The sequence below is a fragment of the Chamaesiphon sp. VAR_48_metabat_403 genome (assembly GCF_031422475.1).
GTDB lineage: Bacteria > Cyanobacteriota > Cyanobacteriia > Cyanobacteriales > Chamaesiphonaceae > Chamaesiphon.
Map to the genome: position 1 here is coordinate 1 of NZ_JANPLS010000016.1, position 5704 is coordinate 5704.

The 5704-nt window shown below is 46.3% G+C and carries 7 protein-coding genes and 1 pseudogene; all 8 read left to right on the forward strand.

All coding sequences use genetic code 11. The features are described from left to right. Positions 1-123 (forward strand): annotated as a pseudogene (locus tag RMO79_RS00740) (IS630 family transposase); the annotation flags it as partial. A gap of 130 nt (positions 124-253) precedes the next feature. Continuing rightward, on the forward strand, positions 254-1516 hold the full coding sequence (gene arsJ, locus RMO79_RS00745; RefSeq protein ID WP_310481131.1) for an organoarsenical effux MFS transporter ArsJ: 1263 nt from the start codon (positions 254-256) through the stop codon (positions 1514-1516). 54 nt (positions 1517-1570) lie between these two features. Next, positions 1571-2632 carry a PstS family phosphate ABC transporter substrate-binding protein gene (locus RMO79_RS00750; protein ID WP_310481132.1) on the forward strand — a complete coding sequence of 354 codons (1062 nt, stop codon included), beginning with the start codon at positions 1571-1573 and terminating at the stop codon, positions 2630-2632. Between the two features lie 81 nt (positions 2633-2713). Continuing rightward, positions 2714-3175, forward strand: coding sequence for a dual specificity protein phosphatase family protein (locus RMO79_RS00755; RefSeq protein WP_310481133.1), 462 nt, complete (start codon positions 2714-2716; stop codon positions 3173-3175). A 41-nt stretch (positions 3176-3216) separates the two neighbouring features. Then, positions 3217-3849 carry an arsenical resistance protein ArsH gene (gene arsH / locus RMO79_RS00760; RefSeq protein ID WP_310481134.1) on the forward strand — a complete coding sequence of 211 codons (633 nt, stop codon included), beginning with the start codon at positions 3217-3219 and terminating at the stop codon, positions 3847-3849. Between the two features lie 196 nt (positions 3850-4045). Next, positions 4046-4423, forward strand: a complete 378-nt coding sequence (locus tag RMO79_RS00765; protein WP_310481135.1) for a hypothetical protein — start codon at positions 4046-4048, stop codon at positions 4421-4423. Between the two features lie 66 nt (positions 4424-4489). Then, entirely contained in the window at positions 4490-5029 is a 540-nt protein-coding gene (locus RMO79_RS00770; RefSeq protein ID WP_310481136.1) for a Dps family protein, read from the forward strand. Positions 5030-5155: 126 nt separating this feature from the next. Then, complete coding sequence (locus RMO79_RS00775) at positions 5156-5677, forward strand: hypothetical protein (RefSeq protein ID WP_310481137.1); 522 nt, start codon at positions 5156-5158, stop codon at positions 5675-5677. The last annotated feature ends 27 nt before the right edge of the window (positions 5678-5704 follow it).

Consider the following 5704-nt stretch of genomic DNA (forward strand, 5'->3'; position numbering starts at 1 on the left):
CTTCTTAAAGCTGAGTTAGCTGCTTGGCAACAAGAACGAAACCAAGAACATTCTAAGGTAAAATGGCAATTTACTACCACAGATGCTCGAATTAAACTGCATCATCTTTACCCACAATTTTAAGCGTGTCGAGCCACTACTACTAATATTTCAGTCCGCGAAGGCGGACTTTGTATCATGAGCAGAGACTTCAGTCTCTAGGCTTCCCGTAATCCCAAACTAAATTGTCCCCTTATTCCTTCCTTGTGCAGTCATGGATTCTACTACAGCTTCCAGTGCCAACTTCAAGAACTATGCACTCGTAACATTAGCCTATTGGGGCTTCACCGTCACCGATGGTGCCCTGCGAATGTTGGTGCTGCTCTACTTTTACAACATTGGTTACACCCCCATCCAAATCGCCTCACTGTTCCTGTTCTACGAAGTCTTCGGTGTAGTCACCAACTTTTTCGGCGGTTGGATTGGCTCCCAGTTCGGACTGAAGGTGACACTTTACACTGGGATTGGACTACAGGTGATTTCGCTAGTGATTTTGTCTTTCCTCGATCCAACTTGGACACAGTGGATTGCCGTCCCGTATGTGATGGTTGCTCAGGCATTTTCGGGGATTGCTAAAGACTTGACCAAGATGAGTTCCAAGAGTGCGATTCGGTTGGTGGTGCCTCAAGATGCTCAGTCATCGCTATTCAAATGGGTAGCAGTGCTGACAGGTTCCAAGAATGCCCTCAAGGGGGCGGGCTTCTTTCTTGGCGGTGCCTTGCTGACTTCGGTTGGTTTTGTTCATTCCTTATGGATTATGGCGGGTGGGCTGTCATTAATCATGTTCTCTGGGCTATTGCTGCCCAAGGGGATGGGCAAAATCAAGCAAAAGGTTAAATTTAGCCAACTCTTCTCCAAGAGCCGCGAAATCAATATTCTCTCGGCTGCCCGATTCTTTTTATTTGGCTCCAGAGATGTTTGGTTTGTGGTGGGTTTGCCAGTCTTTTTACGAGGACAGTTAGGCTGGTCTTTCGCCCAGGTGGGGGGCTTTTTGGCTTGCTGGGTAATTGGTTACGGCATTATTCAATTTTCAGCACCAGTCCTGCTCAAACGTTTTGGATCTGGTCAGCCGCCAGGATCGAAGACGATCCAGTTTTGGACATTTACGCTGGTTGCAGTACCCGCCGCGATCGCAATAGCCCTCCAATTAAACGTTCCGCCGAATCTTGCCATTGTTGGTGGACTCTGTATCTTCGGGGTGGTGTTTGCTTTTAACTCGGCGGTTCACTCTTACCTAGTATTAGCATTTACCGACGATGACAAGGTGGCGTTGAATGTGGGCTTTTACTATATGGCGAACTCTGGCGGGCGGTTGGCAGGGACGGTATTATCGGGGCTAGTTTATCAGTTTTACGGGCTGGTGGGTTGTCTGTGGGTATCAGCATTCTTTGTGCTGGGGGCGGCATTGGTGACGCTGAAATTACCCGATCCTCAGCCCAGTAATGCGATCGCCTGGAAAGCTGGCGAAGGCGATTAATTTTTGGCAAATGACAAACATACATACTTGAAAATCAACAAAGAACCGAACACAATGAACGCAACAGTAAAAAAATTCGCTACAGTCTTAGCAGTGCTGGCTTTAACAGCTAGTGCTACCGCAACAGCCAATTCATCCGCCCACAGCCAATTGTTGGCACAGGGGGCTGAGGGAGATCCAGGAAAAGTGACTAACCCAACAATTAAGATTGATGGTTCGAGTACGGTGTATCCGATTACCCAGGCGATCGTCAAGCTATTTGAAGCAGATGCCAAAAATCAGGGGCAGGTTGAAGTTAAAGTTTCTGGCACGACAGGCGGGTTTGAAAAATTCTGTGCTGGCAAAACCGATATCAGTAATGCTTCGCGACCAATTTTGCTAGCCGAGATGGAAACTTGCAAGAAAAATGGAGTGCGATACATGGAGTTTCCGATCGCTTTTGACGCACTAACGATCGCCATCAATCCCCAAAATGACTGGGCAAAAGATATCACCGTTGCCGAATTGAAAAAGCTCTGGGAACCTGCGGCACAGGGTAAAATCATGCGATGGAACCAAGTACGTGCCTCTTGGCCCGATCGACCCATCAAGCTATTTGGGGCGGGTGACAAGTCTGGTACTTTCGATTATTTTAACGAGGCGATCGTCGGAAAATCTAAAGCTACTCGTAAAGACTACACCGCCAGTGAAGATGACGAAGCCTTGGTAGAAGGAATTAGTAAAGATCCAAATGCTTTAGGTTATTTTGGTTATGCTTATTACCAGGAAAACCAAAGTAAGTTGAAACTATTGCCAGTTGATAATGGTAAAGGGGCAATCTTGCCATCAACTCAAACTGTAGAAAAAAATCAGTATCAGCCACTCTCTAGACCGCTATTTATTTATGTCAATCTCCGCTCTAGTGCTAATCGGCAGGTACTTGGTAAGTTTGTCAGGCTATATATCAATAAAGTCTCGACAGTAGTCGATTCGGTTGGCTATGTGGCTTTACCAGACAAAGTTAGAGATGTTAACTTCATTAACTTTAATCGCGGTAAAACAGGCACGGTATTTTCAGGAAAAGCCAGAATCAATTCCAAGATTTCGGATTTGTTACCAAAGAAACCAACTTATTAATTGTTAATTTAATTTAGAAATTTAGGGTGGTTCTCTTGCCAAGAGAATCGCTTATCCTGTTACCTGTAGAAATTAAAACCAATGGAGCAGCAATCTGAACCAATTATCGAGAACTTATGGTGGGTAATTCGTGGCAAATTAGCAGGAGTGCGGAAGCCTACAGCAGAGGAATTAAAAGAGTTACAATCTGTGGGAATTGGGGCGATCGTCTCGGTAATGCACGATCGATCTAATCTGGAATTATACGATCGAGAAAATATTCCTCACTTATGGCTACCGATCCAGATTGCTAGTTCGCCGAGTCGTTCGCAAGTCGAGGAATTAATCGATTTTGTAGACCGATATCATCGCCAAGGTGTGGGGACTGCCGTCCATTGCACGGGTGGTTTACACCGAACGGGGACGATGTTGGCTGCCTACCTGATTTTGAATGGTGCGTCTGATGAAGATGCGACCCTGACGATCTCAACTGCAAACTCACAGGCAGTGCTAGAACTAGCTCAGACAGTCTTTTTAAGTTCTCTCTCAGCGGAAAATAGTTAAAAGAAACTGCTAATGACGGTAAGTTTAAATTCCACGATCTGATGAAAAATTTCGACCATCCCCCCAGAATATTGTTCTTATATGGCTCACTTCGCGATCGATCGTACAGCCGCTTGGTGGCGGAAGAAGCCGCCCGAATCATTCAAGGGTTCGGTGCCGAGGTAAGGTTCTTTGACCCCCGTGAATTGCCTATTTATGGCAGCGTTCCCGATACTCACCCAAAGGTACAGGAGTTACGCGAGTTAAGCCTCTGGTCGGAAGGTCAAGTCTGGTCTAGCCCAGAACTGCACGGACAGCTTACGGGGATTATGAAAAATCAGATCGATTGGATTCCCCTCACAATTGGGGCGGTGCGACCGACTCAAGGGCGGACATTAGCCGTCATGCAGGTGAGCGGCGGTTCGCAGTCTTTTAATGCCGTGAATACGATGCGACTATTGGGGCGATGGATGCGGATGTTTACGATTCCCAATCAGTCATCGGTAGCGAAGGCGTATCAGGAGTTTCATGAAGATGGCACGATGAAAGATTCGGATTACCGAGACAGGGTGGTAGATGTAATGGAAGAACTCTACAAGTTTACGATGCTATTGCGGGGGCATGTTGACGATTTGACAGATCGACATAGCGAACGCCAAGCCGCCGCTCGTGCCCTCGAAATTCAATCTCAATAAGTATCATGACTTTCCCGGCGGATGTCTGCCACATTCTAAAAGTATACAACATGAATTTTTCCAGCAGTGGCTCTGTCGATCGATAGATATACGATCGACAGAGCCACTATGATAAATCACTCAGAGGAGAGATTCATTGCTTGAGTAGTCCCTGATATAAATAGACAGTGGTACTCAAAGTAATCAGCCTAGAATCATGAAATTTAATATCGATCGGTTAATTGCTGCCAGCCATCGTCAGCTTATCAAAGTAACGATCGGAGTGTCGCTCCTTGCCTTAGTTTGGCAAAGTGCTTTCTTAGGAGTCGATCTTGCCAATGCATCGCCCCTAGTTGCGACAAGCATGGATAGCATGTCAACACAAGTATCTGGTAAAGCGGAAGAAATGACAGGCTCTGCCAAACAATCGATCGGTAAATCACAGTCAGCGATCGAAGATAAAGCAGCATCCGCAAAAATGAAAGTCAAAGATGACTTAAATGAGACAAAAATCGCTGTCGATGCTAGTAACGATCGAGTTGAGAACGCTGCTGAAAAAGTCACCGAACGAGTTAAAAATTTCTTTGGTAAATAAAGTGTGGCGATTAATCGCCACAAATCCGCGACTGTTTAGGTAAATATTTTTGGAGATTTAGAAACCATGCGTAGTATCAATATTGGCTTAACTGACGAACAACGTGCAGGTGTCATCGATCTGCTCAACCATGACTTAGCAGATTCTTATCTACTAGTCGTCAAAACTAAAAAATTCCACTGGGATGTAGTCGGCCCTCAATTCATCTCCCTACACAAATTATGGGACGATCATTATGAGGCAATTTCCGCAAATATCGATGCGATCGCCGAGCGAATTCGCGCGCTTGGAGGTTATCCGATCGGCACCATGAAAGGCTTTTTAGACTACGCATCTTTAGCCGAGCATCCAGGAAACATCCCGATGGCAACCGGGATGGTATCGGCACTAGTCGAAGACCACGAGCAGATAGTTCGCAACCTCCGCGAGCATATCGATGGTTGTAGCGAAGATTTTCACGACCAAGGTACTGCCGACTTCTTGACTGGAATCATGGAGCAGCACGAAGAAATGGCGTGGATGCTGCGATCGTTCATCGAAGGCGAAGCTCTTAATGCTAACGGTGCGCGTCCCGAATTTAGCAGCAAAGAGCCTGTTACAGTCTAAATAGGGCGGATCGATCTGTCGATCGACAGTACCCTTGTATACACATTAATAGATAGCCCGATTGGGAATCGATCGTAAAATAGTAAATACTTTGGTTGTGTAAATTATACGCCCAAATTGCATACTATGGACGATGTAAATACTTCTAAGACAACGCCAGAGGCGATTGCGGGCAATAGCTCCGAACCCGATCGCACAAGCTCCGATGCTGGACAATTGCAAACTTTTACAGAAGCTTGCTCGGAGCTAAAAGCCCAAATGACAACTGAAGCCGAGCAGATTGTCTCAGGTACCGCCAAGATGGGCAAACACCCAACTTTGACCGAGGCTTGTTCGACAATGAAAGCCGAAATGGCAACCGAAGCACAGCAACTGTTAGGTTCGCCATCAGGTAAAGCTAAAAGCCAAACTATCGAGGCCGCTTGCGCCGATTTCCGCACGGAGATCGCCAGTGAATCTCGGCAAATGTTTACCAGTACGGAAGAGGTCGCTCGACCCCAGGCTGAGGCTAGTGCAGTCATGAAAAATGACCTCACTACCAAAGCCGAAGGCATCACCAACTCATCTGAAGCTCCCGATTTGCCAGAACCCCAGCAGATCGAACAAGCTAAACAAGCACTTAAAGAAGATAAGTGGTTCGAGCAATAAATTTCACTGGTATCTACCCCCGATTTC